Here is a 25,737-nt window from a genome sequence, read left to right as displayed (position 1 = left end):
GGGCACGCGTCGGCGGGCCCGGGAGGAGAGCGGCATGACGGAGGTCGGTGTGCCGGCGCGACCGGAGGGGCCGGACCCCGGGTCCGGTCGGGTGGTCGTCCTCGGAGCGACCGGTTTCGTCGGCGGGCACGTGGGAGCGGCTCTGGAAGCGGCCGGATACGAGATCCTCGGCGTCGCCCGCCGCCCGCTCAAGACTCCCGCCTCCTGGCGGTTCCGGCCGATGGACCTGGCGCACGGCGGCCCGCAGGCACTCACCGAACTCATCGACGCCGAACGGCCGGTGGCGATCGTGAACGCCGCCGGTGAGGTCTGGTCCCCCGACGCCGAGGGCATGCGCCGCAACAACGAGCTGCTGGTGGACCGGCTGCTGGCCGCTCTTGCCGGATCCCGGGCACGGCCGCGGCTCATCCAGCTCGGGTCGGTGCACGAGTACGCGCCGCAGCCGCACGGCGTACGGCTGACGGAGTCGTCGCCGGAGGAGCCGGTCTCCGACTACGGACGGACGAAGCTGAGGGGCACCCGGGCTGTTCTGCGGGCCGTGCGGGCCGGGGAGGCGGACGCGGTGGTGCTGCGGCTGTCGAACGTCATCGGCGCCGGCACGCCTCGTGCCAGTCTGCTGGGCCAGGTGGCGGCGCAGTTGCTCTCCGGCGGCCGGGACGGGGCACCGGCGCGGATCCGGGTCTCCCCGCTGCGCAGCAGCCGCGACTTCGTCGACGCGCAGGACGTCACGCGCGCGGTGGTCGCGGCACTGCGTGTCCCCGACGCCTCGGGGCGGGTGCTGAACATCGCCAGCGGCACCTCGCAGCACGTCCGGGACATGGTCGGCCTGCTGCTCGCGATCAGCGGCCGGCCGGCCACGCTGGTGGAGCGGGGCGCCCCGGAGCTGCGTCCGGCCGCGGACAACGGCTGGACCGGGGTGGACGTGTCCGCCGCCCGCGCGGTACTCGGCTGGGAACCGCGGCGCACCCCCCGGGACATGGTGGAGGACCTGTGGCAGGCCGCGGCGCAGCAGGACTGACCGCCCCGGCCACGCCGGGCAGGGCACGGCGCACCTCGGGGCGTCGTCGGTGGGCGGGGGTCACCCGGGCAGCAGGTCGAGGTCCGCGGTGCTGACCCGGTCGGTCAGGACATGCTGGCGCAGCTGTTGCAGACCGGGCGAGGGATCGAGACCGAGCTCGTCACGCAGCACCACGCGCAGCCGCTGGTACACCTCGAGCGCCTCGCTGCGCCGGCCGCACCGCTGGAGGGCGATGATGAGGGTGCCCTGGAACCACTCGTGCAGGGGGTGCGCGCACGCCAGTTCCTTGAGGTCCCCGACGAGTTCGCGGTGCCGGCCCAGTTGCAGGCCCGCGGTGATGCGCAGTTCCTGTGCCTGGAGGTGCGACTCCCCCATCCGCAGGGCGTATCCGCGCAGCAGCGGGCCGTGTGCCACGTCCGCGAACAGCGGCCCCTCCCACAGCTCCAGCGCCCGGCCGATCACGGTCTCCGCGGCACCGGGGTCACCACAGGCCAGCGCGGTCCGCGCCTCGCCGGTCAGCGCGGTGAACTCCTGCGCGTCGCACTCCCCGGGTCCCACCCGCAGCAGGTAGCCGTGCGCGTGGGTGACCAGCGGCCCGCCGTCGGGGCCGTCCGGCTCCTCGCCCCCGTGCAGCGCCTTGCGCAGCTGGTAGGCGTACGTCTGCACGGTGGTGACCGCGCTGCGCGGCGCCCGCCCCGACCACAGTTCCTCGACGATGGCGGTCAGCGGCACGACCGTGTTGTGGCGGGCCAGCAGCAGGGCCAGGACCTGGCGCACCTTCGGCGCCGTCGGAGTGACGTCCCGGCCGTCGCGGGTGGCCCGCAGCGGGCCCAGGGTTCGCCACCTCAGCACGGCACGGCCTCCGAGGGCGGTTCATGCAGGACGGCGCGGCGGGTGGCCTCCTCCCGCACACCGGGATCGTCGCGGAACCCGGCGAGGGCCTCGCGGACGCGGCCGGCGCTCGGACGGGAGCGGGGCGAGTCCTGGACCGGGCCGAGGTGGGCCGGACCTGGGGCATGGGTGCGGGCATGGAGAACGGTGACGGTGACGTCGTCGGGTCCGCCGGGCCCGGGCAGGGTGCGGACGGAGCGGGAACCGGTGAAACCGGCGCCGCCGGTCACCAGGACGCGGGTCTGACTCATGCGGATGCGGCGCGTGCCGAGCGGCGCCGTCCTCCTTCCTTCCGGTGGTGCGGTGGTGGCCGCCCGGCGGGACGGCGGCCCGGCGGGGGTCAGTCGCCCGCGACCAGATCGGCCAGGTCCGGCACGATGTCGTAGGGGCTGGGCATGGCGGCGGACTCGTCGCGCAGCCGGCGTGCGGCGGCGGCGTGGGAGGGGTCGTCCAGGAGCCGCCGGGCGAGGTCCGCCACCCGGTCGGGGTCGCTCTCGGAGTGGTGCAGGAAGAACCCGGCGCCGGCCTCCTCCAGGGAACGGCCGCGCAGTTCCTGGTCGGCGACGAGGGTGGACAGCGCCAACTGCGGTACGGCGTTGACCAGGGCGGTGGAGAAGGTGCCCCAGCCGCCGTGGTGGACGACGGCGGCGCAGCTGGGCAGCAGTGTGCTGAGGGCGACGCCGCTGACGGCCCGTACGTTGGCGGGCAGTTCGCCCAGGCGGTCGGTCTGCTCCGGCAGCAGCGCGGCGACGATCTCCGCGTCGAGCCGGGACAGGGACCGCAGGATGTCGGGCACGGCCACGTAGTCGCCGCCGTACGCCTCGGTGTTGGTGCGTCCCAGAGTGACGCAGACGCGGGGCCGCTTGGGCTCCTCGCGCAGCCACTGTTCCCGCACGGCACGGCCGTTGTAGGGGATGTACCGCACGGACACGGTCCTCAGGTCGCTCGCCGGGCGCAGGCTCGGGGGCAGGGTGTCGAGCGTGAACTGCCCGTTGAGGAGTTCCTCGTCGCAGCGCACGCCGTAGGGGCGGCCCCGCTCGTCGATCCAGTCGGCGAGGGGGTCCACGCGCTGTTCCTCGGGCATGTCCCGGGCCAGTTCGACGAAGGTGGCGCGGGCCTGGCCGTAGACGTCCGCGCACCACAGCAGACGGGCATGGGCGGCACCGCAGGCCCGGGCCGCGATGCCGCCGGCGTAGGCGATGGGGTCCCGTACGACGAGGTCGGGCCGCCAGTCGCGGGCGAGGGCGACGAGGTCGTCGAGGATCGGGTCGTTGTAGCGGGCGAATCCGTAGGGGACGCTGATCCGGTAGCGGGCGACCAGGCCGGCGTGGTCGATGTCGCCGTAGCCCAGGTGACTCCAGTTGGCGACGTCGGCGTCCTGGGAGTCCCGGGCCACGGCCATGTCGCGGTGGAGGTCGTGGTCGCTGCCGACCGGGGCGGCGACCAGGCCGGCGCCGGTGACGACCTCGGTCAGCGACGGGGCGTTGGCCATCAGCACCTCGTGCCCGGCCGCCGTCAGGGCCCAGGCCAGCGGCACCATCGTGTAGACGTGCGACTTCTCCGGCAGGCCGGCGAACAGGACGCGCATGGGTCTCTCTCCTCGTCGGGGCCGCGGGGGCGGTGCGCGACGGGCCTCAGGCCGCCGGTTCCGGGTCCTCCCGCACGGATATGGCACTGAGCGGACAGGACTCGGCCGCCTCGCGCACCGCGGTGTGCTGATCGCTTCCGGGCCGGTCGGTCAGCAGCACGGCGAGTCCGTCCTCGTCACGCTGGTCGAAGACGGCGGGTGCGATGAGCGCGCACTGGCCGGCGCCGATGCACCGGTCCTGGTCGATGGTGATGTCCATGCCGCCCCCTGTCAGCCGGTTCAAAGGTTCCGTTCCGCATGCCGGGTCGTGCCCATCTTGCGGGCGTCCCGGCGGGACCGGGGGCGCGCTCGGGCGCTGTCTGGGGTTTCCTCCAGTAATTCACGCGGTCCGCCCCGTTCCGCGAGCGGGACGGACCGGCCGGTACTCGGAAAATCCCTAGAGTGCTCCGGCATTGCTGGCCGGGCCCGCGCCGGCCGTGCTGGAGTGACCGGCACCGACGGCAGCCCGTGCGACCGCGCTCGGTGCCGGCCGGCGCCCGGTGCGGGCCGCTCCCGGACCGGCCGTCGCGGTGTGCGTCTCCCCGGCCCGGTTCCGGGACAGCCGTCGGAGGGGGACGTGAGCGGCCGTACGACGACTTCGTGAAAGGGGAATCCGGGTGACGCAGCAAGGCACTTCGGACGTGCTCGACCCGCCGCCCGCCACGGCCCCCCGGCCCGGCCGCGCGCCGTCCGTGGAACCGGACGGCGGTGTCACCCTGCTGGCGTGGGCGGCGCGGATGCGCGAGGAGCAGCGGACCTGGCGGGACGAGCAGGGTCATGTGCACGTCTTCCGCCACGCCGACGTGCAACAGGTGCTCTCCGATCCCGCCGTCTTCTCCTCGGACACGGTGGGCCGTCTGTCGGGCGGCAGGAGGAAGGCGCCGCGCGGCACGCTCCTGCTGCTGGACCCGCCGCTGCACGGAAAGATGCGCCGCCTGGTGAGCAAGGCGTTCACACCCGGTCTGATCGCCGGGCTCGAACCGTGGATCGCCGAGCTGACCGGCGAGTTGCTGGACGCCGTCACCGAGGACCGCTTCGACCTCGTGGACGCGCTGGCCAACCCGCTGCCGGTGACCGTCATCGCCCGCATGCTGGGCGTGCCGACGGCGGACCGCGGCCTGTTCCAGGGCTGGGCCGACCAGCTGCTGTCCACCGACCCGGAGGACCCGGAGAGTGTGCGCCGCATGGAGGAGACCGCGGTCACCATCACCGCCTACCTCCAGACCTTCATCGAGGCCCGCCGGGAGGAACCGCGAGGGGATCTGCTGGGCACCCTGGTCGCCGCCGAAGTCGACGGGGAACGCCTGGAGGACGAGGACATCGCCAGCTTCGCCACCCTGCTGCTGCTCGCCGGGCACATCACCACGTCCGTGCTGGTCGGCAACGCGCTGATGTGCCTGGACTCGGACCCGGACCTGCTGGCGAAGGTGCGTGCGGACCGTTCACTGATTCCCGCGGTCATCGAGGAGACGCTGCGGCTGCGGCCGCCGTTCACGCGGATCGAACGGGTCACCACCACCGCCACGACCGTCGCGGGCATGGAGATGGGACCCGACACGCTGGTGCATCTGTGGCTGCTGGCCGCCAACCGCGACGAGCGGGTGTTCGACGCGCCGGACGCGTTCCGCCCGGACCGCGCCAACGCCCGGCAGGCGGCGTTCGGGCACGGCATCCACTACTGCATCGGGGCCCCGCTCGCCCGGCTGGAGGGCCGGATCGCGCTGGAGGCCCTGCTGGACCGGTACACGCGGATCCGCGTCGATCCCTCGGTCCGGCTCTCCTGGCACGGCACGAACGTCTTCGGCGCCCGGCACCTGCCACTGTGCGTGGAACGCGCCTGACCGTTTCCCGCACCCCCGCACCCCCGCGCCGGCTGCCGTGCGTGGCCCGCCGCTCCCCGGTCCCGGCCACCGCCGTACGCCTTTCCCCGCACCGGCCGCCTGTGAAGTGCTCTCGCCCCTCTCCTCGCCGGCCCGGCCGCCCCGCGTGGCCGTCGTCCCGCCGCCCCCGCGGCACCGGCCCGCCCACCTCGCGCCCAAGCCCCCGTATTCCGACGGAGTGACCCCATGAAGACCCGGCCCGATCCGCCCGTGATCCCCTCGGACCGCGGCAAGTGCCCTTTCGACCCGCCCGCCGCCTACGCCAGGCTGCGCGCCGAGGAACCGGTCAGTCCGATCACCTTCCAGGTGGCGCCGAAGGATCCCTCCGGCTGGCTGGTGACCCGCTACGACCTGATCCGCCGGATTCTCGCCGACGACCGCTTCAGCCACCGCAACGAACTCCTCGCGCACGTCGTCGCCCCGCCGTTCCCGATGACCGAGTACGCGCCGCAGCCCTCCCCGCCCGGCTCGTTCGCCAAGACGGACGCGCCCGAGCACACCAAGTACCGCCGGCTGCTGGCGGGCCACTTCACGCTGCGCACCGTCCAGCGCCACGAGCCGGAGCTGACCCGCATCGTCGACGAGGCCCTGGAGGAGATGGCGGCCGAGGGTTCGCCGGCCGACCTGGTGACCGGCTTCGCGGAGAAGGTCGGCCTGCGTTCGACGTGCTCGCTGATGGACGTGTCGCCGGAGCTGATGGACGGCATCCAGGAGCACTTCTCGGTCCTGATGGCGCTCACCTACACGCTGGAGGAGTTCATCCACCACGTGGAGGCGATGGACGCCCTCATCCGACCCATGATCCGCGCGCGCATGGCCGAGCGCGGCGACGACTTCTTCGGCAGGCTGGCCGCGAGCGGCGAACTGACCGAGGAGGAACTGGTCAACATGGCGGTGCTCACCCTGGCCGGCTCGCTGGACACCACGCCGAACATGCTGGCGCTGAGCACCTTCGCCCTGCTGGTCCATCCCGGCCAGCTGGCCCTGCTGCGGGAGCGGCCCGAGCTGTACGCGCAGGGGGCGGTGGACGAGCTGCTGCGCTACCTGACGATCTCCCACATGGGCTCCAGCCGGTGCGCGCTGGAGGACGTGGAGATCGACGGCACCGTGATCAAGGCGGGCCAGACGGTGGTGCTGTCGCTGCCGGCGGCCAACCGCGACCCCGAGGTCTTCGACGACCCCGACCGGCTCGACGTCACCCGCACGCCGCGCAAGCACCTGGCGCTCGGCTTCGGCGCACACCAGTGCCTGGGCCAGCACGTGGCCCGCGCGAGCCTGCGGATCGGGCTGAGCAGGCTCTTCGAGCGGTTCCCGACCCTGCGGCTGGCGGAGCCGGCCGAGGAGGTGCCGCTGCGGGACCGCGCGGTGCACTACGGCGTGGACCGGCTGCTCGTGAGCTGGGACTGAGCGGCCGTGGGGAGAGGGGAGACTCCGCGGTTCCGGACGGTCGTCGACAGCCGGGTGGAGAGCGTGCACACGGTCCGGGCCGGGACGGCCGGCGGCGGCCGGGTCCGGCTCACCGCCTACGACCTGCTGACCGGTCCCTGGTACACACCGCTGACGTTCTTCTACCGCGGCACGCTCGACGGAGGGGCGCTGCGCTCCTCACTGGCCCGCACCCTGCGGCGCTACCCGCCGCTGGCGGGGCGGCTGGAGCGGGACGCGGACGGCGGACTGAGCGTGCGGTGCAACGACGCGGGCGTGCGCTTCACCGAGGCGTCCAGTTGTGACCCGATGCGCGCGTACGGACACCGGCTGCGCGCACAGCCGGTCATCGGGGACGTCGTGCGCGAGGTGAGTCCCTTCGGTGTGGTGGGCCGGGACACTCCTCTGCTGAAGATCCGGCTCACGCGGATGCGCGGCGGCGGATCGGTGCTCGGCGTGCTGATCAGCCACAGCCTCGCGGACGGCGGGAGCGCCCTCGCCTTCCTGGAGAACTGGTCGCGTGAACACCTCGGGCTTTCCTGGGAGGAGCCCAGCCACGACCGCGGGGCGCTGGACGCGCTCGGCCGGCTGTCGGACGACCCGGCGACGCGGGACGGCCGCGCCTTCGTCGGCGTCGGCCGGACGCGTCATCTGCTGACCACCCTGCGCCCGGGTCTGCGCAAGCGCGCCACCGTCACCACCCGGTTCGAGGCGGCCGAGCTGGCGGCGATGAAGACCCGGGCGCTGGGAGAACTGGCGGAACTGACGGAAGCGGACCCGGATGCCTGGGTGTCCACCAACGATGTGCTGACGGCCCATCTGTGGCGTGCGCTGGCCGAGTTGCGGGCGCATCCGGCCGAGGCGGTGCAGTGGCTGGGGCTCGTCGTCGGGGCGCGGTCGGGGCTGGGCGGCGCGCTGCCGTCGTCGTACTGGGGGAACTGCGTCAGCAAGAGCTGGACGTCGCTGCCCGCCGGGGACCTGCGCGGCCGGTCCCTGGGGGCGGTGGCGGGCGAGGTGCGCGGCTGCCTGCGGAACAACACGGAGGACAAACTCCGCGACGAGATCGCCTTCCTCGGTTCCTACCGCCGGCGGGGCGTGTCCCGGCACGTGATGTCGGCCCACGCCCTGGACGCGTCCGAGATGTCCCTGACCGTCAACAACTGGTCGCGTTTCCCGATCTACCGGATCGACCTGGGTGCCGGACGTCCGTTCTGGTACGAGTTCCCCGACCTGCCGGCGCCCACCGCGCACATCACCCCGACGCCGGACGAGGACGGAGGCCGGGACGTCTACCTGTGCCTGTCCGAGCCGCACGCGGCCCAGGTCCGCACCGGCCGCTGGCAGGAGCGGCTGCATCCGCACGCGGTGTCCGGGCGCGCGGGGTGAGGTCCCGCCGGGGTCCGACGAGGGGCCGAGGCCGCATGGAGCGGGCGGCCGGCCGGGTACGTGTCGGCCGGGAACCCGGGCGGGTTGGATCCCGCCGGACGGGAAAATAGGCAGTTCTGGAGATCGGCCGGGCAGGTCTGGGCCAAGATGGCGGGCAGAGGTCAGGGCGTCAGGCCGACATCTCGGCGTACGCCCGCGGCAGTCGGCCACACCGGCCCGGCGGCCGGCTCCGCCTCGCGACGCCGGGAGAGAGGGACACGGTCATGATCGTCGCCTCGCAGGGTCACAGCCACCGCGAGTCCGGCACCGGTACTCCGCCACCGGCCCTCGAGGAGCGGGAGCGGGAACTCGCCGTCTTAGGGGAGCTGGCCCGGCGCACCGCCACCGGACGGTCCGGTCTCGTCGTCCTGGAGGGCCCGGTCGGCATCGGGAAGACGGCCCTGCTGCGGGCCCTGATCGCGGAAGCACGCGCCGTGGACCTGTGCGTCCTGCACGCGGACGCCGGCGACGGACACCGGTTGCCGCTCAGCACCGCGCACACCCTGCTGTCCGGCCTGCCGGACAGCGATCACGCCCAACCGCCCACGACACCCGCCGCGTCGGCGGCGCACGGGCTCGCCGACAGACGGCCACCCGCGCAGTTGTGCCGCGACAACGATGCCACGGAGGTCTCCTTCGGTGTGCTGACACGGCTGCACGACGTCATCAGGCGAGCCGCCGCGGGCACTCCCCTGCTGATCGCCGTGGACGACGCCCATGAGGCCGACCCCGCCTCCCAACGCCTGCTGGCCCACACCGCGCGACGGCTGGCGGGCCTGCCGGTGCTGCTGGCGCTCGTGTGCCGCACCGGTTCCGACGCGCCGGCCCTCACCGATATCACCACCCTGGCGTCCTGCCGGATGCTGCGGCCCCGTCCCCTCACCGGTCCGGGCATCGTCCGCCTCGCCCGCCGTCTCACCGGCACCGAGCCCGACATGACGTTCCAACGGGCGTGCCTGGCGGCCACCTACGGCAATCCGCTGCTGGCGACCCGGCTCATCGGGACGCTGTACGCGGAGGACCTGCCGCTGACGGGCGCCGAGCTGAGCGCGGTCACCGAGCAGGACATGCACGCCTTCGGGGCCCGCGTGGTGCGCCTGCTGCACCGCCAGGCTCCGGCCACGGTGGACACGGCCCGCGCCATGGCGGTGCTGGGGGACGGGACCGCCCACGACCTGTGCGCGCTCCTGGCCCTGGTGGACACCACCTCCTTCGACCGCTCCCTGTCCGTGCTGGGTGCCCTCGGGCTCGTCAACAGCGACCCCGCCGACGGAACATGGGCCTTCACGCACACGCTGGTGCGCCACGCCGTCCTCGACGACCTGCCGGACGACGAGCGTGCCGCCACGCACGGCCGGGCGGCCCGCCTGCTGCACGACATCGGCGCCGGCGCGGCGGACGTCGCCGGACACCTGTGCCGGTCCGCCGCCACGGCGACCCAGCCGTGGGCCACGACCGTGCTGCGGGAAGCGGCCCGCGAGGCGATGGTGTGCGGAACCCCGGGCCGGGCGATGGAGTTGCTGCGGCCGTGCGTTCCGGACGGTGGCGCCGACGACTGCGACCCGGGGCTGCTGATCGAACTGGGCACGGCCGAAGCACGGCTGGACCCGGCCGCCAGTGTCCGGCACCTGACGGCGGCCCTCGACCGGACGACCTCCCCGGACCTGCGGTTCACGGCCCTCAGTGCCCTCGCCGACGCGCTGACCCGCCAGGGCCGGGTGGACCGTGCCGTCGAACTCCTGGAGCTGTGCCGCGCGGACCCGGCCATCCTGCCCTCGGGTGCCGAGAGCACCCGCCTGCTGGAAGCACAGCTGCTGATGGCGTCCACGGTCGACCGGGCCGCCTTCACGCGGTTGGCCGACACGGTCCCCCTCGACCTCGGACTGCCGGGTGACACCGCCCAGGAGCGGGCGTTGCTGGCCGCCCGTGCCGTCATCGCGGTGTCCCGGATGGACCGGGTGGCCGAGTCGGTCGCGGCGGCCCGCAGGATCATCGAGCGGGGTGAACCCGCCGCGGACACCCCCGGCTTCCTCGCCGTCGCCGCCTCGGTCCTGCTCTACGCCGACCTGCCGCACGAGGCGCAGGACGTCTACCGCCAGCTCATCGACGGCACCGACCCGTTGCTCGACCAGGCACACGCCAGCCTGCTCGCGCTCAGCGCCGAGGCACACGAACGGCTCGGTGCCCTCGACAGCGCGCTGCGCCACACGTCCGACGCACTGCGCCACACCACCGTCGGCCGCGCCACCGCGCACGAGGCACTCCCGCTGTCCGTGCGGCTGCACACCCTCCTGGACCGCGGCCAACTGGCGGAGGCCGCCGACCTGTGCGAGCGGGTGCCCGACCCGGCCCGGAGCGAGGCCTGGCAGTGGAACGAGGTGCTGTGTGCCCGCGGCCGGCTCCGGCTGGCGCAGCAGGACCCCGTGCGGGCGCTGGCCGACCTGCGGGAGTGCGGACGCCGCCAGGAGGCCTGGCAGCGCACCAACCCGGCCGTCTCGCCCTGGTGGTACTGGGCCGGCCGGACCCATCTGGCCCTGGACGACCTCCAGGCGGCCCGCGCGCTCGCCGAGCAGGCCGTCGACGGGGCCCGGTCGGCACACCTGCCGCTCGCGCTGGGCTCCGGACTGGAGTTGTGGGCCGCGACGGTGGACGACGACGAACGCGCGAAGCTGCTGGAGGAGGCCGAGCACGTGCTCGGCGGGACGCGGGCGGCCCTGCTGACGGCACGGGTGAAGGTCGCCAGAGGCCGCGCCCTGGATGCCCTCGGTCACCGCAAGGCCGCGCGGGAGGTGCTGCGTCAGGGGTGGGAGGAGTCGTACGCGCTCGGCGCCCGCTCCCTGCACGAGGTCGCCCACCGGGCACTGCTGGCGACGGGTGCCCGTCCGCGCCGGCCCGTGTCGCGGGGGCTCGGTGCCCTCACCCGCAGTGAGGCACAGGTGGCCCGGTTGGCGGCGGACGGGCGCTCCAACGCGTGGATCGCGGAGACCCTGTTCGTCACCCAGCGGACCGTGGAGGTTCATCTGACCTCCGTGTACCGCAAGCTCGGCCTGTCCGGCCGACGCCAGTTGCGCGACGCCCTGGAGTCGGCGGACGCCCAGATCGGATCCTGACAGGGTGACTCGACGGCTCCGGGCCCGCGCACCCGCCACGGGCCGAGCAGCTGTCGTTCTGCTGTCGATGCGCGCCAGGCCGAGTGCGAGAAACGCATTCGCGCTATACGCACTACCGGCGAGTTATCTGTCTCATAGCAAGCGGTTGCAATTCCTCGGAACCGCCGACCGCATTCCACCGCACTCCCCGCCCGGCCAGTTCGCCGGTATTCCGCTTCCCCTCAGCACCCTTCCCGTCGTACGGGCCGGGCTGCGGCCGCCGGGCGAGTCAGGCGCCGGCACGTCGTTCCGCTTGGACTTGCGCCAGACCCGAGTTGCCGACCGTTCAAAGTTCCGCGGTGCCCGGCCGAGAATTCGGCCTCCAACTGGCCTTGCCGACGCGTGCGTTGCTGTGATCTGCTCACCTCAGGTTTCCCAGCAGCAATGACCGAGCTTCAGGACCTCCCTTGCGTCAGCGATTTCGCGGACTCGGCACCCGCCGGGCTTCGGCGTTCCGAGCCCGGGTGCGAACAGCCCCCGCGCGGGGGCGAGCACTGTGCGCGCAGGAGCCCCGGCGCGACACCGCCCGAACGCTGCGCGACGCTCACCACGTCCCGTCCGACCGCACGCGGGGCGGTGGCCGGCGGCCGGTGTCCCTGAAGGAGAACCACGGCCTTGTTGCTGGAGCGCGAGCCCGAACTGACGCAGGCCACCTCGGCACTGCACCGCGCCACGGAGGGAGAGGGCTGCCTCCTGGCCGTCCGGGGCCCACTCGGAGTCGGCCGGTCGACGTTCCTGGAGACGGTGGCGGCACTCGCGGAAGCTGAGGGATTCCTGACACTGCGGGCACAGGCCGCCGCCGCCGAGGAGAACTTCACACTCGGGGTCGTGCGGCAGCTGGCGGACTCGGTCCTCGTGACCGCACCGGCCGACGACAGCGGACGCTGGCTGCGGGACGCGGCGGCCGCGGCGGGCACAGCGGAACCGCACCCCACCGCGGCCGTCCCCCCGTGGTCCACGATCACCCCTCACCAGGCACCCCGCTGGCTGACCGCTCTCCTCGAGTCCATGGCGTCGGACCGGCCGGTCATGGTGATGGTGGACGACCTCCAGTGGTCGGACGGCGAGTCCCTGCTGGCGCTGCTGCCGTCCCTCACGCGGCGAAGACGGAACCGGATCATGTTCGTCCTGTCCGTCCTGCCCGGTGACGTACGCGGCACCAGGGGGCAGGTCCGGCAGTCGCTGGAACCGGTGGACCATGCCGTGGAGCTGACCGTGCTCAGCCGCGACGGTGTGCGCCTGCTGGTGGAGGAAGCCTGCGGCGCCCTGCCCCACGACACGTTCGTCGACACCCTCCTGCGACGCTCCGGCGGCAACCCCCTGCTGGTGAAGGCCCTGGTGGACGAGGCCCAGTACCGGCAGCTCCAGCCCACCGAGGCCAACTGCGCGGCAGCCGCCGCCCTCCGTCCGGAACGGGCCCGCCGGCGTCTCGCCGTCTTCCTGAGGTCGCAGCCGGACCACGTCCGGCGCGTCGCCTACGCGCTGACCGTCCTCGACGACGCCGCCGACCCCCAGCTGGTGGCCTACCTGGCGGAGATCGACGACGACCGACGGGCGGAGGCCGTCGACGTCCTGCGTCTGACCGGACTCGTGGCGCGGCACTCCGGCTTCCTCATCCCCGGGACACTCCTGCGTGACCTGCTGGAAGAGAGCATGCCCGCGGCCGAGCGCACCGCCATGCGCAGCGTGGCGGCCGAGCTGCTGCACCGCACCGGTCATCCGGCCGAACTGGCGGCGGAGCAGCTCATGTCGGTCATCACCCTGCACGGTCCGCAGGCCGTGGAGATCCTGCGGACCGCCGCGGACAGCGCGCTGCGCCGCGGCTCGCCCCGGGACGCCGCCCGCTACCTGCGACGCGCGCTGCTCGACACCTCCCCCACGGGCCGCGATCGGGCCCGCCTGCTGATCGACCTGGCGACCGCCGAGCGCAGCTTCGCCTCCGCCGCCTCCTTACGCCACGTCGCGGAGGCCGTACCGATGCTGGAGTCGGTGCGTGAACGCGCCGACGCCGTGACGCGGCTGGGGCCTCTCCTCATGGACCCGGCCGCCTTCCGCATCGACTCCGTACGGCGTGCCGTGGCCGAGGAACTGAGCCGGTCCGACCCGGACGACCGCATCGAACGAGAACTCGCGCTGCGCCTGGAAGCCCGGGAGCACGTGCTGTCGGCGCAGGATCCCGCGCATGTGAAGCACGCTCTGCGCCGCTTCCGGGGCCTGGGCCCCTCCCCCTCCCTGCGCACCACCGGGGAGCGCGAGCTGGTGACGTCCCTCCTGCACATCGCGTTCGTCGCCAACGCCGCTTCCGCCGAGGAACTGTCGCTGCTGTGCACCCGCCTGCTGGAACACGAGAGGCCCACCCCCGAGCACGTCCACAGCACCACGCCACTGGTGATCAACATTCTCGCCGGCGCCGGCCGGACGGAAGGCGCGGCCGGCTGGCTGCGCGAGGCACACCGGCTCGCCCAGCGCACGGGCGGTGACGTGGAGCAGGCCGTCATCCGCGCGGAGCAGGCCCTGGTCGCCCTCGCCGACGGCCAGCTCGCCTACGCCCGGCAGAAGGTGCTCCAGGCCGACGCCCTGGCCGGTCCGGACACCGGCGGCCTGCCGACCGTCTGCGCCGCCGTCCTGGCCATCGTCGCCCTCCACACCGAGGAGCCCCAGCTCGCGGAACAGATCCTCACCCAGCACCGGCTGCACACCGAGAACCAGCATCTGGCGGCGCTGCTGCACCTGGCACGGGGCACCCTCGCGGCCGGACGCGGCGAAACCCGCACCGCGCTCGTCCACTTCCAGACCGCGGGCCGGCGTGCGGAACGCATCGGCTGGCACAACCCGGTCACGGTCCCCTGGTCCTCCTGCGCCGCCCTGATGTATCACCGTCTCGGCGAGCACGAGGAGGCGGTGGCGGCAGCACTCATGGAGGTCGAGCGCTCACGCGCCTGGGGCGCTCCCGTCCGGCTGGGGCGTGCCCTGGTGGCCCTCGGCAAGGTCTCCTCCGGCCGGGAGGGCGTGGCGGTGCTGGAAGAAAGCGTCGGGGTGCTGGAGAACGCCACCAACGCACACGAGCTGTGCCAGGCGCTCTACGCCCTCGGCGTCCATCCCGAAACGGACCACAGACGGCGCTCCACCGCACTCGAACGGGCACACGAGCTGGCGGTGGACCAGGGAGCCGACGCGCTGGCGCGCAGAATCGCCCGGAAGAGGGACGAGCACATGAGCCGGATTTCCTCGGCCACCGACCGGCTCACCCCGTCCGAGCGGAAAGTGGCGCAGCTGGCGGCCACCGGTCTCAGCAATTCCGAGATATCGGCCCAGCTGGGCACGTCCTCTCGCATGGTTGAAAAACATCTGACGAAGGCGTATCGAAAACTCGGAATTGCGGGCCGCCCGGATCTCACTCAAGCCCTTGAGGAACTCCGCGAAACGCCTCCCGCGTGACCCGCGCCACTTTCGCCTTTCCGCCGTACCGCTCCGGAATCCGCCATTCCCCCTCCCTCCGTTCGGGCAACAAACGGGCAGCCAAGGAGGCCGAACGGTCACACGGGCTGCCCGACCAGCGGTGCGGACGATCATGCGGACACGTGCACGGCAGCGGTCGCGGACGCGGTCCCGAGGGCGTCCGGACCTTGAGATTCGGTGCCGACCTGGCTGATCAGGTGCGGTGGCGGTACCTCACGAAGGCGCCCCAGGAACTGCGCCGCACCCCACCACCGAACCACCGAACCACAATGTTTTCGGGCCACGCAAAGGTTTGCTTGACCGGCCTGTAGGTGCATTCCTAGGCTTTGCCGCAGTTGATCAGACAATGGCTCGACGGGTCATTGACCGGGACCCGGCCGAGTTCGCATCACCTGTGATCAGATGCGCTCCCAGGTGGTGCGTGCATCCCCCACATCTGAACGCAGAAAGACGGAGCGTCGCAGTGACCACGCACGTAGTGAGTGCCCCGCAGAACAGAGACAGGACGTCCATACCGCATCAGGCCGTCGTTCTCCGTCATACCCAGGAGTCACGGGCTCTTGCGCCGAGCAACCGCCGCCTTTACACAGCTCATATAGATCCCCACATGCACATCGTGGCCGCGGAACCCGACTTCTCGCGCCAGTTCGGCCGCACCTCCGCCGACACCTGCGGCCGCAATCTGTACGAACTGCTCCATCCCTCCGCCCCCTCGGTGCTGAACCGCCACTTCACCCGGCTCGCCGAAGGCCGCTCCAGCCGCTTCGCCGAGCGCATGGTCGGCCTCGGCACCGCGGGCCGGGTCTTCTCCGGCGAACTCACCGGCATCGCCGTGCAGAACACCACCGGGAACCTGGCCGGCATCGTCGTGCAGGTACGACCCGACACGGAGGCGGACAGCACGGATCTCAGAGACGTGGCCGGCCACCCGCGGGAGCGGCTGCTGAGCAAGCTCGACGCGCAGGTCCTGGAAGGGATAGCAGCCGGCGCCTCGACCGTACAGCTCGCCGCCAGGCTCTACTTGAGCCGTCAGGGCGTCGAGTACCACGTCGGTCTCATGCTGCGCAAGCTCAAGGCGCCCAACCGGGCCGCCCTGGTGGCCCGCGCTCATTCCATGGGCATGCTGACGGTGGGCCAGTGGCCGCCTCGCGTCCTGCCGGAGTTCATCAAGTAAGGCTTCCATGGCAGGTCGAGCGACTCCGTGGCCGGGCCGGTCCTCTGCGGCCGCCGCGGACCGGGGACCGACCGCGCCGGGCCTCGGCGCCACACCACACATGACGGCCGTACCATCCCTCCTGGTACGGCCGTCGGCTTGCAGGCCCGGGGCGGACGTCCACCGCCCCCGGCCGGACGTCCGCCACGCCCGAGCGGTCGCCTACTGCTCGAGTTCGCGGCTGATGAGGTCGAACAGCTCGTCGTCGCTCGCGTCTTCCAGGCGGTCGCTGAGCGACGCACCGCACACGTCCGCGTCGTCGAGCGCACCGCCCTCGATCTCGGCCAGCAGTGCTCTGAGCCGTGTGCCGAGCAGCGTACGCGCGTCGCGGTCCGGACCGGCCCGCAGGATGCGGTGGACGCCGGTCTCCAGGTCGGCCAGCATGCCCGCCACCGTCCCACCACCGCCGGCGAGTTCGGCGTCCAGGTGACGGGCGAGGGCCGCCGGTGTGGGGTGGTCGAAGACCAGCGTCGAGGGCAGGCGCAGGCCCGTGTCCCGGGTGAGCCGGTCGCGCAGTTCGACCGCGGTGAGGGAGTCGAAGCCCATGTCGCGGAACGCCCGGTCCGCGGGGACGGCGTCCGGGTCGGCGTGGCCCAGTGACGCCGCCGCGACCTGCCGCACATGGAGCTGGAGGGCGACCGCCCGGTCCTCGGCGGGCAGGGACGTCATGCGTTCCAGCAGCGCAGGACGGGCAGTCCCGGTGTCCTCCCGTGCGGCCTCGTTCCCCCGCTCCAGGGCGGCCGCCGCCTGCGGGAGGGTGGTCAGCAGCGGGCTGGGCCGACGGCTGGTGAACGCGGGAGCGAACCGCTCCCACTCCACGTCCGCGACCACCACGGTGCCGTCCCCCGCAGCCAGCGCACGCCCCAGACCCCTCAGGGCCCGGGCCGGCTCCATCACCCGCAGCCCACGACGCTCCAACTCCCGCGCACCCACACTCGACACCATCCCCCCGCCCGACCACGGGCCCCAGGCCACCGACAGACCCGCCTCGCCCCGCGCACGACGCGCTTCCACCACCGCGTCAGCGCACGCGTTCGCCGCCGCGTACACCCCCTGCCCGCCACTTCCCCACACACCGGCGATCGAGGAGAACACCACGAACGCCTCCAACGCCCACGTCCGTGTCAGCGCGTCCAGGTGCACCGCGCCCAGGGCCTTCGCCCGCAGCACGCGTTCCACGCGCTCGGGGGTCATGTCGTCGATCAGGTCGTCGTCCAGGACGCCTGCCACGTGGGCGATGCCGTCGACCTGGTGGGCGGCGAGCAGTGCCGTCACCTCGGCTCGTTCGGCGACATCGCACGCGACGACGTCGACGCGCTCCGCTCCCGCCGCGCGCAGCCGTGCCACGAGATCGGCCGCACCGGGCGCGGCGGGCCCGCCGCGGCTCGTCAGGACGAGTTCCCTGGTGCCGTGTTCGACGCACCAGGCGGCCACCCGCCCGCCGAGCGCACCGGTGCCGCCCGTGACCAGCATCCGGGCGGGGGCCCGCCAGGCGCCCTCCGGTGCCGTGTCGGAAAGGGGGGCCGGGCACAGTCGCCGCGCGGACACCACTGTGCCGCGCAGGGACACCTGATCCTCCTCGGCGTGCGTCAACACCGCGGCCAGGCCGCCGAGTTCGGAGCGACCGGCTCGGCGCGGGAGGTCGACCAGCCCGCCCCAGCGATCAGGATGCTCCAGCGCGGCCACCCGCCCCAAGCCCCACACCGCGGCCTGCGCCGGGGTCCCGAGCGCGCCGCCCGGCCCGGGGCCGGCCTGCGTGACCACCCACAGCGGAGCGCTCACGCGGACATCACCGAGGGCCTGGACCAAGGCCATGGTGTCCACCACCGCGGGGACCACGCCGGCAGTGCCGTCGTCGGCGGACGCGTCCACCGTCAGGCAGGAGAGCACACCGGCCGGCGCCTCGCCCTCGGCGACCACCGTTTCGAGCAGACGGGCCAGCCCCTCGCGATCCCGCACCGCGCAGTCCACCCGCTCCAGGCACGGCACGAAGTCCTCGAGCCCTTCGAGGGGGACACCACCGGACGGTTGCAGCAGAAGCCAGCGCCCCGCCACCGGCCCGGCCGCGCCCACGTCGGCCGGCTCCCAGTCCACGCGGTACCGCCACCCGTCGACCTGCCCGCGTTCGGCCTGCTCACGCCGCAGCGACGTCAACGCGGGCAGCACCGCGTCGAGAGCCGCCTCCGGCACACCGAGGCGGCCGGCCAGACCATGCGCGCTCTCCTCCTCGACGATCGACCAGAAGGCGTCGTCGGCGGAGCGCGCCCGCGAGGCCGGCGCCGGAACGGCGGCGCGCGCGTCGGTGACAGCGGGCCAGTACCGGGTGCGCTGGAAGGCGTAGGTGGGCAGATCCACTTGGGCATGCGTACGGACGGCCGGCAGCGCCGTCCAGTCGACGGTGCCGCCGCTCACGTGGAACGCGGCCAGTCCGCGCAGCAGGGTGACCTCCTCGGCCGTGTCCCGGCGCATCAACGGGACGCAGGCCGGGGCGGCGGTGTCGGCGAGCGCGGTGCGGGTGAGGGCGGTGAGGGTGGCGTCGGGGCCGAGTTCGACGAAGCGGGTGACGCCTTCCGCCGCGAGGGTGGCGATCCCGTCGGCGAACCGGACGGCCTCACGGACGTGACGGACCCAGTACTCGGCGGTGCCCAACTCGCCGTCCGCCGCGAGCTTTCCGGTGACGTTGGAGACGACCGGGATCGAGGGAGTGGCGTAGGTGACGCCTTCGGCGACCCGACGGAAGTCCGCCAGCATCGGCTCCATCAGCGGCGAGTGGAAAGCATGCGAGACGCCGAGACGGGACGTACGGCGGCCCCGCGCCTGGAGTGCCTCGGCGACATCGCATACGGACGCCTCCGCGCCCGCGATCACCACGGCCCGGGGACCGTTGACCGCCGCCACCGACACCCCACGACGGCCCTCCAGCAACGGAAGGACCTCGTCCTCGGCAGCCTCCACCGCCACCATCACCCCGCCCGACGGAAGTCGCTGCATCAGCCGCCCCCGCGCCACCACCAGCGTGCAGGCATCCTCCAGCGACAGCACACCCGCCACATGCGCGGCAGCGATCTCACCGACGGAATGCCCGGCTACGAAGTCCGCACGCACCCCGAACGATTCGAGCAGCCGAAACAGCGCCACCTCCACCGCGAACAACGCCGGCTGCGTCCACTCCGTACGCCCCAACCGCTCAGCCTCATCGCCGAAGACGACATCCCTCAGCTCCACACCGACGTGAGCGCACACCGCATCGAACACCTCAGCGAACACCGGGAACGCCTCATACAACTCCCGCCCCATACCCGCACGCTGCGCACCCTGACCCGAGAACAGAAACGCCGTCCGGCCATGTCGGGTGACGCCGCTTACCGTGTGCGGGCCTGCCTCGCCCTGCCGCAGGGTGCGCAGTTCTCGGCTGAAGGTGTCCCGGTCGGCGGCGATCACCACGGCGCGGTGATCGAACGACGCCCGGGTGTGCGCGAGCGCCCCCGCCAAGTCCCCGAGACCGGTGGTGGGCAGCCCTTCCAGCGACGTGAGGAGGCGGTCGGCCTGGGCCCGCAGGGCCGTCTCGGTACGGCCGCTCACGATCCAGGGCACCATCGCACCGTCGTCGCACGCGTGTTCAGCCTCTTGTTCAGGGGCCTGTTCGAGGATGACGTGGGCGTTGGTGCCGCTGAGCCCGAAGGAGGAGACACCCGCCCGACGGGGCCGGTCGACGGACGGCCATGACTGACGCTCGGTCAGAACCTGTACAGCGCCCGTCGTCCAGTCGACCCGGGAGGACGGCTGGTCCACGTGCAGCGTCGCCGGCAGCACACCACGCCGCAACGCCTCCACCATCTTGATCACACCGGCCACACCCGCCGCCGCCTGCGTATGACCCAGATTCGACTTCACCGACCCCACCCACAAAGGGCGTTCACGATCCTGCCCGTAGGTCGCCAGCAGCGCCTGCGCCTCGATCGGATCACCCAGCCTGGTACCCGTACCATGCGCCTCCACGGCGTCGACATCAGCCGTCGATACGCCCGCGTCGGCAAGTGCGGCACGGATCACCCGCTGCTGCGACGGGCCGTTGGGTGCCGTCAGCCCGTTCGACGCACCGTCCTGATTGACCGCCGACCCACGCACCACCGCCAGCACCCGATGACCCCTGGCCTGGGCGTCTGACAGCCGCTCCACCAGCAGCACACCGACACCCTCACCCCACCCCGTACCGTCCGCCCCCTCCGCGAACGCCTTGCACCGGCCATCCGCGGCCAGACCCCCCTGACGGCCGAACTCCACAAAGGCGCCCGGCGTCGACATCACCGTCACACCCCCGGCCAGCGCGAGGTCACACTCCCCCGACCGCAGCGACCGCACCGCCATGTGCAATGCCACCAGCGAGGAGGAGCAGGCCGTGTCGACCGTCACCGCCGGGCCCTCCAGGCCCAGCACATAGGCCAGCCGGCCCGACATCACGCTCGCCGCGTTGCCTGTACCGACGTACCCGCCGAAGTCGCCCTCCGACACACCCAACAAGGCCGGATAGTCCTGGCCGTTGGTGCCGGTGAACACACCCACCCGGGTGCCGCGCAGCGACCGCGGGTCGATGCCCGCCCGCTCCACCGCCTCCCACGACGACTCCAGCAGCAACCGCTGCTGCGGATCCATGGCGAGGGCCTCACGGGGCGAGACGCCGAAGAACTCCGCGTCGAATCCGGCGACATCGTCGAGGAAGCCACCCAGGCGGACGTAGTCGGAGCCCTGAGCGCCGTCGTCGTCCGGACGTGCGTAGCGTTCGTAGAGTTCGGTCAGGTCGGTCCAGCCGCGGTCGGCCGGGAAGTCGGTGATGCCGTCGCGCCCCTCCTCCAGCAGCGCCCACAGGCTTTCCGGGGAGTCGACGCCGCCGGGGAAACGGCAGGCCATCCCGACGATGGCCACCGGCTCGTCGGCCGGACCCGAGGTGCGGGCGACGGTCGTCTCCCGGGGCCGGGTGTCCTCGCACAGTTCGCCGTAGAGGTGAGCAGCGAGGTCCCGCGGGGTCGGATGGTCGAAGACGGCCGTGGCCGGCAAGGTGACATCGCAGGCCGTCGCGAGGACGTTGCGCAGTTCCACCGCGATCAGCGAGTCGACACCGAGGTCGCGGAACGCCCGCTCCACCCCCACTTGTCCGGGCTCGCTGTGCCCGAGGACGGCCGCTGCGCGCTCGCACACCTCGTCCAGGACGAGACGTAGTCCCGCCTCACGGGGCAGGGACCTGACGCGAAGGCGCAGGCTGTCCGTGGCGGTGGCGCCGTCACGGACGGCCGCCCGATCGGAAACGGCCGTCGAGGCCGACCACAGCGGTGCGAGGAGCGCGCTGGGGCGGGCCGCGGTGAACGCGGGCACGAAGCGGCTCCAGTCGGCCGCGACGACCAGCCGGGTGGCGGCCCCGGCGTCGATCAGCGCTCCGAGCGCCGCCACCGCGGTCCTGGGATCGAGGGGGGTGACCGCTCCCTGTCCGCGTCGTCGGCCGCCGGCGGTCGCGGCCATACCGGCGCCCGCCCAGGGCCCCCACGCGATGGACGTCGCCGGCAGACCTTCGGCGCGCCGCCGCTCGGCCAGCGCGTCCAGCACAGCGTTGGCGGCCGCGTAGGCGCCCTGTCCAGGACTGCCGACGGTTCCGGCCAAGGAGGAGAACAGGACGAACGCGGTGAGGTGGGTACCCCTGGTCAGTTCGTCCAACAGCGCCGCCGCCTCGGCCTTGGGACCCATCACGCGCCGCACCCGGTCGGGGTCCGTGGTGAGAACCGTCGCGTCGTCCAGGGTACCGGCCGCGTGGAAGACCGCGTCGACGGAGTGCCCGGCGAGAAGGGCGGCCAGGTCCTCCCGTACGGAGACGTCCAGGGCTGCCATGGTCACCCGGGCGCCCGACTGTTCCAGTTCGTCGCGGAGTTCCGCGGCCCCGGGCGCCTGTTCGCCCCGGCGGCTGACGAGGAGGAGACGGCGGGCGCCCCGCTGGACGGCCCAGCGTGCCACCTGAGCGCCCAGGGCGCCGGTTCCGCCGGTGATGAGCACGGTTCCGTCACCCGGCGTCCAGGGAGCGGAGGACGGAGCCGACGCAGCGGGCTTCAGCCGGCGTCCGAACATGCCGTGGGAGCGCACGGCGATCTGGTCCTCACCCGGCTTCGCACGCGTCAGCGCCGACACCAGACGGGTCCAGACCCGCTGGTCCGTCCGCGTGGGCAGGTCGATCAGGCCACCCCACAGGTCCGGGAGTTCCAGCGCGGCCACCCGGCCCAGCCCCCACACGGCACTGTGGGACACGCGGGTGATGCGGTCTTGGCCGCCGACGGCGACGGCCCCCTGAGTGATCGCCCACAGCTTCGCGCCGGGGATCGCCCGGGCCAGCGCCTGGACGGCGGTGAGAGTCGCCACGACAGCGTCGGTGGACGTGGAGAAGCCCAGCAGGGAGAGGATGCCGTGTCTGACTCCGCCCGCTTCCGCGAGGGTGCGGAGAACCGAGGCGCAGCCATCCGGATCGGCGGGGTCGACCTCTCCGGTGCGTACCACCACCCCCTCGGCCCGCAACCCCTCCACGAGTTGGTCGGCCAACGCCCGCGCCGTGGCATCCGCATCGTCCGGAACGAGGACCGTCCAGCGGTCCGCGTGTGCGGCCCCGGCTGCGGCAGGCACCTCCCCCTCGGCCGTCACGGGGGACCAGGAGACCTCGTGGCACAGGGCGTCCAGTTCCGCCTGCTCCTGTTGGCGCCGGTACCACTCCGAGAGGGCGGGAACCACCGTGTCGAGGGCGTCCGGCGTGAGGTCGAGGTCCGCGGCGAGACCTGTGACGTCGTGTCGCTCGACGGCGGACCAGAAGGCGGCGTCGATGACGGTGGAGGCTCGGGTGGGACCGACCGGGCCGCCCTTGGCGGACTCGTTCGGTCCCAGCCAGTATCGGCTGCGCTGGAAGGGGTAGGTGGGAAGATCCACCACGGGTACGCCGTCGCCGCCCAGCACCGCGTTCCAGTCGACCTCACCGCCGTCGGCGTGGAGGCGTGCGGCTGCCCGCAGGACTGCGAGCCGTTCCGAGTCGTTCTTGCGCAGAACCGGCACGAACAGTGAACCGGACGCGTGGGGCAGGCAGTGGGAGGCCAGCGCGGTGAGGGTGCTGTCCGGACCCACCTCCACGAAGCGGGTGACGCCTTGCTCCGCGAGGGTGGCGATCCCGTCGGCGAACCGGACGGCCTCACGGACGTGACGGACCCAGTACTCGGCGGTGGCCAACTCACCGTCCGCCGCGAGCTTTCCGGTGACGTTGGAGACGACCGGGATCGAGGGAGTGGCGTAGGTGACACCTTCGGCGACCCGACGGAAGTCCGCCAGCATCGGCTCCATCAGCGGCGAGTGGAAAGCATGCGAGACGCCGAGACGGGACGTACGGCGGCCCCGCGCCTGGAGTGCCTCGGCGACGTCGCATACGGACGCCTCAGCGCCCGCGATCACCACGGCCCGGGGACCGTTGACCGCCGCCACCGACACCCCACGACGGCCCTCCAGCAACGGAAGGACCTCGTCCTCGGCAGCCTCCACCGCCACCATCACCCCGCCCGACGGAAGTCGCTGCATCAGCCGCCCCCGCGCCACCACCAGCGTGCAGGCATCCTCCAACGACAACACACCCGCCACATGCGCGGCCGCGATCTCACCGACGGAATGCCCGGCTACGAAGTCCGCACGCACCCCGAACGATTCGAGCAGCCGAAACAGCGCCACCTCCACCGCGAACAACGCCGGCTGCGTCCACTCCGTACGCCCCAACCGCCCCCCGTCCTCACCGAAGACGACATCCCTCAGCTCCACACCGACATGGGCACACACCGCATCGAACACCTCAGCGAACACCGGGAACGCCTCACACAACTCCCGCCCCATACCCGCACGCTGCGCACCCTGACCCGAGAACAAGAAGACCTGGCGGGCCTCACCCCGGTCCTGTCCGCACAGGATGTCCGACGGCATCTGTCCGGCGCCGAATTCGGCCAGCGCGTCCACGAGACGGGCGGGGTCCTCCACGACCGCGACGGCCCGGTGCTCGAAGTGTGTGCGGGTGGTCGCGAGCGCGAGACCGGTGACAGCCGTAGGTGTGTCCGGGGGCCGGGTTGCGAAGGCCCGGAGGGAACGCGCCTGAGCACGCAGTGCCTCCTCGCTGCGCCCGGAGAACATCCAGACGATCGGCTCACGGTTCGGCACAGCCGCGGGAGGCACCGGCTCCTGTTCCCGCTCCGGGGCGCTCTGCTCCAGAACGACGTGGGCGTTGGTGCCGCTGACTCCGAAGGCCGAGACGGCGGCGCGTCGGGGACGATCCAGGTCGGGCCACGCTCGCCGCTCGGTCAGGAGACGTACGTCGCCCGTCGTCCAGTCGACCCGGGAGGACGGCTGGTCCACGTGCAGCGTCGCCGGCAGCACACCACGCCGCAACGCCTCCACCATCTTGATCACACCGGCCACACCCGCCGCCGCCTGCGTATGACCCAGATTCGACTTCACCGACCCCACCCACAAAGGGTGTTCACGATCCTGCCCGTAGGTCGCCAGCAGCGCCTGCGCCTCGATCGGATCACCCAGCCTGGTACCCGTACCATGCGCCTCCACCACATCGACGTCCGCCGCCGACAGGCCCGCACTCGCCAACGCCGCACGAATCACCCGCTGCTGCGACGGACCGTTCGGCGCCGTCAACCCGTTCGACGCACCGTCCTGATTGACCGCCGACCCACGCACCACCGCCAACACCCGGTGGCCCCTGGCCTGGGCGTCCGAGAGCCGCTCCACCAGCAGCACACCGACACCCTCACCCCACCCCGTACCGTCCGCACCCTCCGCGAACGCCTTGCACCGGCCATCCGCGGCCAGACCACCCTGACGACCGAACTCGGTGAAGACATCGGGGGTGGACATCACTGTCACACCACCCGCGAGCGCGAGGTCGCACTCCCCGGCCCTGAGGGACTGGACTGCCAGGTGCAGGGCGACGAGCGAGGAGGAGCAGGCCGTGTCCACGGTCACCGCCGGGCCTTCCAGGCCAAGGACGTAGGACACCCGGCCCGACACCACGCTGGCCGCGTTGCCGGTGAGGAGGTGTCCTTCGATGCCTTCGGGCAGTTCCTCACCCTTGTCGGCGCCATAGTTCTGGTTGCTGGAGCCGATGAACACGCCGGTGCGGCTTCCCCGTACGGACGCGGCGGTGAAGCCCGCGCGTTCGAGCGCTTCCCAGGATGTCTCCAGGACGAGCCGCTGCTGCGGGTCCATCGCCAGCGCCTCGCGCGGTGAGATGCCGAAGAACCCGGCGTCGAAGTCGGTTGCCGTGGAGACGAAGCCGCCGTGGTCCGTGGTGGCCGGCTGCGCGTGGCCCTCGGTGTCCCAGCCCCGGTCCGCGGGGAACGGGGTCATGGCGTCGATGCCGGCGTCGACCAGCCGCCACAGATCCTCCGGGCTGGTGACGTCACCCGGGTAGCGGCAGGCCATGCCGACGATGGCCACCGGTTCGTTCGCCGTCCGGAGGAGCTCCTCGTTGTGCCGGCGAAGACGCTCGTTCTCGAGCAGGGACGCGCGCAGCGCGGCGACGACGCGCTCCTCGGAGGTGGACATGCTCATCTCCACTGGTGGGTGATCCGTACTCGGGCGGA

Annotated in this window: 12 protein-coding genes; 7 read left to right on the top strand and 5 right to left on the bottom strand. The window is 72.7% G+C overall.

Annotated elements, in window-relative coordinates:
• Positions 1–34: 34 nt before the first annotated feature.
• Positions 35–1,018, top strand: a complete 984-nt coding sequence (locus QQS16_RS39000; protein WP_286067326.1) for an NAD-dependent epimerase/dehydratase family protein — start codon at positions 35–37, stop codon at positions 1,016–1,018.
• A gap of 60 nt (positions 1,019–1,078) precedes the next feature.
• On the opposite strand, the gene QQS16_RS38995 is transcribed toward QQS16_RS39000, so the two are convergent.
• The 4 genes from QQS16_RS38995 to QQS16_RS38980 all read right to left on the bottom strand — a co-directional run bounded on the left by QQS16_RS38995 (position 1,079) and on the right by QQS16_RS38980 (position 3,756).
• A complete protein-coding gene (locus QQS16_RS38995) occupies positions 1,079–1,870 on the bottom strand; it encodes an AfsR/SARP family transcriptional regulator (protein ID WP_286067325.1) in 792 nt (263 codons plus the stop codon).
• The gene (locus QQS16_RS43650) at positions 1,864–2,160 is read right to left on the bottom strand and encodes a hypothetical protein (protein ID WP_353479749.1); all 297 of its coding nucleotides are present in this window, start codon (positions 2,158–2,160) and stop codon (positions 1,864–1,866) included. The genes QQS16_RS38995 and QQS16_RS43650 overlap by 7 nt, the downstream gene beginning before the upstream one ends.
• Positions 2,161–2,249: 89 nt before the next feature.
• Positions 2,250–3,497, bottom strand: coding sequence for an activator-dependent family glycosyltransferase (locus QQS16_RS38985; RefSeq protein WP_286067324.1), 1,248 nt, complete (start codon positions 3,495–3,497; stop codon positions 2,250–2,252).
• Between the two features lie 46 nt (positions 3,498–3,543).
• Positions 3,544–3,756: a ferredoxin gene (locus QQS16_RS38980; RefSeq protein ID WP_286067323.1), complete on the bottom strand. Its 213-nt coding sequence runs from the start codon at positions 3,754–3,756 to the stop codon at positions 3,544–3,546.
• 397 nt (positions 3,757–4,153) lie between these two features.
• Here QQS16_RS38980 and QQS16_RS38975 point away from each other — a divergent pair, with 397 nt between their 5' ends.
• The 6 genes from QQS16_RS38975 (at position 4,154) to QQS16_RS38950 (ending at position 16,048) form a co-directional block, all read left to right on the top strand.
• Entirely contained in the window at positions 4,154–5,377 is a 1,224-nt protein-coding gene (locus QQS16_RS38975; RefSeq protein ID WP_286067322.1) for a cytochrome P450, read from the top strand.
• Between the two features lie 225 nt (positions 5,378–5,602).
• Positions 5,603–6,823 carry a cytochrome P450 gene (locus QQS16_RS38970; protein ID WP_286067320.1) on the top strand — a complete coding sequence of 407 codons (1,221 nt, stop codon included), beginning with the start codon at positions 5,603–5,605 and terminating at the stop codon, positions 6,821–6,823.
• Between the two features lie 6 nt (positions 6,824–6,829).
• Entirely contained in the window at positions 6,830–8,227 is a 1,398-nt protein-coding gene (locus QQS16_RS38965; protein WP_286067318.1) for an acyltransferase, read from the top strand.
• 263 nt (positions 8,228–8,490) lie between these two features.
• Positions 8,491–11,376 carry an ATP-binding protein gene (locus tag QQS16_RS38960; RefSeq protein ID WP_286067317.1) on the top strand — a complete coding sequence of 962 codons (2,886 nt, stop codon included), beginning with the start codon at positions 8,491–8,493 and terminating at the stop codon, positions 11,374–11,376.
• A 654-nt stretch (positions 11,377–12,030) separates the two neighbouring features.
• Positions 12,031–14,853 (top strand): helix-turn-helix transcriptional regulator, encoded by a 2,823-nt coding sequence (locus QQS16_RS38955; RefSeq protein ID WP_286067316.1) that lies wholly within the window; start codon positions 12,031–12,033, stop codon positions 14,851–14,853.
• A 484-nt stretch (positions 14,854–15,337) separates the two neighbouring features.
• Entirely contained in the window at positions 15,338–16,048 is a 711-nt protein-coding gene (locus tag QQS16_RS38950; RefSeq protein ID WP_502963966.1) for a helix-turn-helix transcriptional regulator, read from the top strand.
• A 201-nt stretch (positions 16,049–16,249) separates the two neighbouring features.
• Here the strand turns inward: QQS16_RS38950 and QQS16_RS38945 are convergent, their stop codons facing one another.
• Entirely contained in the window at positions 16,250–25,699 is a 9,450-nt protein-coding gene (locus QQS16_RS38945; protein ID WP_286067315.1) for a type I polyketide synthase, read from the bottom strand.
• Between the last annotated feature and the right edge of the window lie 38 nt (positions 25,700–25,737).

It is taken from the genome of Streptomyces sp. ALI-76-A (genome assembly GCF_030287445.1).
Classification (GTDB): domain Bacteria; phylum Actinomycetota; class Actinomycetes; order Streptomycetales; family Streptomycetaceae; genus Streptomyces.
Note: the sequence above shows the minus strand (reverse complement) of the source record. Positions and strands in the feature narration are given on the sequence as shown.